Origin of the sequence: Hydrogenophaga sp. (assembly GCF_030158645.1) — a bacterium.
Lineage (GTDB): Bacteria > Pseudomonadota > Gammaproteobacteria > Burkholderiales > Burkholderiaceae_C > Hydrogenophaga.
Window position 1 is genome coordinate 1 of record NZ_JAOASO010000046.1, and the last position, 2912, is coordinate 2912.

Genomic DNA, 2912 nt, shown 5'->3' on the forward strand with positions numbered 1-2912 from the left:
TCGGCCACCAGGGCGACGCGGCGGCGCCCGCCTCGGTGCTCTTCAAGCACCACGGCCTGCACCTCGACCTGCGCATCGACCGCAGCACCTTGACCGGTGCCAGCGACCCCGCGGGGGTTTCCGATCTGGTGATTGAATCAGCGCTGTCGACCATCCTCGACCTCGAAGACTCGGTCGCCGTCGTCGATGCCGACGACAAGGTGCAGGCGTATGGCAACTGGCTGGGCGTGCTCAAGGGCACGCTGACGGAGGCCGTGAGCAAGGGCGGCAAGACCTTCACGCGGCGCCTGAATCCCGACCGCGTCTACGTCGGCCCGAAGGGTGAGCCTGTCACGCTGCACGGCCGCTCGCTGATGTTCGTGCGCAATGTCGGCCACCTGATGACGAACCCGGCGGTGCTGTGGGCGAACGGGCAGGAGATTCCCGAAGGCATCCTCGACGCGGTGGTCACCACCACCATCGCGCTGCACGACCTGAAGCGCGCGCACCCGACGATCCGCAACTCGCGCGCCGGCTCGGTCTACATCGTGAAGCCGAAGATGCACGGCCCGGCCGAAGTGGCCTTCGCGAGCGAACTGTTCGGCCGTGTCGAAAAGCTGCTGGGCCTGCCCAAAGCGACTGTCAAGCTCGGCATCATGGACGAGGAGCGCCGCACCAGCGTCAACCTGAAGGCCTGCATCGCCGCCGCAGCCGACCGCGTGGCCTTCATCAACACCGGCTTCCTCGACCGCACCGGCGACGAGATGCACACCGCCATGCAGGCCGGCCCGATGCTGCGCAAGGGCGACATGAAGACCAGCGCCTGGATCCAGGCCTACGAACGCAACAACGTGCTGGTCGGCTTGAGCTGCGGCCTGCGCGGCAAGGCGCAGATCGGCAAGGGCATGTGGGCCATGCCCGACCTGATGGCCGCGATGCTGCAACAGAAGATCGCGCACCCGCAGGCCGGCGCCAACACCGCCTGGGTGCCGAGCCCGACGGCGGCCACCCTGCACGCGCTGCACTACCACCAGGTCGATGTGTTCGCGGTGCAGAAGCAGTTGGAGAAGCAGGACGCCGATGGTGATTCGCAACAGACGGCCGACGACCTGCTGACCGGTCTGCTGACGGTTCCGGTGGTCAAGAAGGCGAACTGGAGCGACGCTGACAAGCAGCAGGAGCTCGACAACAACGCGCAAGGCATCCTGGGTTACGTGGTGCGCTGGGTCGACCAGGGCGTGGGCTGCTCGAAGGTGCCCGACATCCACGACGTCGGCCTGATGGAAGACCGCGCCACGCTGCGCATCAGCAGCCAGCACATGGCCAACTGGTTGTGCCATGGCGTGGTGACCAAGGCGCAGGTGAACAGCACGCTCAAGCGGATGGCCAAGGTCGTCGACCAGCAGAACGCCGGCGACCCGCTGTACCAGAAGATGGCCGGCCGCTTCGACGAGTCGATCGCCTTCCAGGCGGCACGCGATCTGGTCTTCAAGGGCCTGACGCAACCCAGCGGCTACACCGAGCCGCTGTTGCATGCGGCCCGGTTGCGGGTGAAGGCGATGGGCTGATCGCACCGGGGGACTTTCGGTGGGGGTGGTACAAAACACCTTGTCGCCCACTTGCCACCACCGACCATGCCCCACCTGCTTCACATTCAAAGCTCACCGCGCCCGCAGCGCTCGGCGTCCATCGAGGTCGCGCAGGCCTTCATCGGTGCCTGGACCTCGCGCCACCCCCAGGCCACCGTCGACACCCTCGATGTGTGGGCGACGCCGCTGCCCGCGTTCGACGGCGAGGCCCTGGGCGCGAAATACGCAGCACTTGAAGGCCATGAGCGCAGCGCCGAACAACTGAAGGTGTGGGCTGACATCGAGGCCCTGGGCCAGCGCTTTCACCGCGCCGACCTGATCGTGATCAGCGTGCCGATGTGGAATTTCGGCATCCCTTACCGGCTCAAGCATCTGATCGATGCGGTCTCGCAGAAGGACCTGCTGTTCACCTTCGACGAACGCGGCTTGCTAGGCTTGCTGGGGGGCCGCAAGGCAGTGGTGGTGGCCGCCCGCGGTGTGGCGCTGGGCGAAAACTTCCCGGCCGCCGAGTTCGACCATCAAACCAGCTACCTGACGATGTGGGCGCGCATGGTGGGAATCACCGAAGTGCACACGGTGTCGGTGGAGAAAACCCTGTTCGGCCCCGAAGCCGACACCGCGTCTCGCGCACAAGCCAAGGCTGAAGCAACGGCGCTGGCCGCGTCGCTCTGAGCGCCCCGGGGCACGGGTGGTTTGACAATGGGCGCCCATGCCCTGCAGGCGGATTTTTCGACAGGGTGCATCTGCGCCCCCGTCTCGAACGTAGCGTGTTGACGTGTCCGTTCGCCCGCCTACCGCCTCCATTGCGATGCCCGAACCCATTCCGCTGACTGCCGACGCCTTTGATTACGAGGCCGCCCTCGAGGCCTGCGCTCGCGGTGAGCGCTTTGCGCTGAACGCGCTCTATCAGCGCGAGGCTCGCTGGCTGCTGGGGGTTGCGCAGCGCATCGTCGGTGACCGCGACCACGCGCACGACGTGCTGCAGGACGCATTTCTGCAGATCTGGCAGAAAGCCGCCAGCTACCAGCGTTCGCTCGGTTCAGCGCGGGGCTGGATCTACACCGTGGTGCGGCACCGTGCGCTGGACCTGGCCCGTCGCTCCGGGCGCGAGGTCAGCATCGGCGACGACCTCGATGCCTTGTCCGACGCGCGCCAGGCCGACGAGCACGGCGCTGCAGACCCGGACACCACCGCACTGGACCGATGCCTGGATGCGCTCGACGAGCGCAAGCGCGACTGCATCGTCTTTGCGTTCGTCGAGGGCTACACCCACGAGCAGATCGCGACCAAGCTGTCCACCCCGGTGGGCACGGTCAAGTCGTGGATCCGGCGCGGCCTGCTGGC

At 66.8% G+C, this 2912-nt stretch carries 3 protein-coding genes; all 3 read left to right on the forward strand.

From position 1 onward, the window contains the following. Positions 1–1547: malate synthase G (locus Q1W68_RS05370; protein WP_300715782.1), on the forward strand; the 1547-nt coding region annotated here is incomplete at its 5' end. 66 nt (positions 1548–1613) lie between these two features. Next, a complete protein-coding gene (locus Q1W68_RS05375) occupies positions 1614–2240 on the forward strand; it encodes an NAD(P)H-dependent oxidoreductase (RefSeq protein WP_300715783.1) in 627 nt (208 codons plus the stop codon). 136 nt (positions 2241–2376) lie between these two features. Then, positions 2377–2912, forward strand: a 536-nt coding sequence (locus tag Q1W68_RS05380; RefSeq protein WP_300715785.1) for a sigma-70 family RNA polymerase sigma factor, incomplete at its 3' end; no start/stop codon positions are given.

Bases quoted from the DNA above. Each gene is read 5' to 3' on its own strand.
- Q1W68_RS05375 (WP_300715783.1), top strand. From the start codon at position 1,614: ATGCCCCACCTGCTTCACATTCAAAGCTCACCGCGCCCGCAGCGCTCG.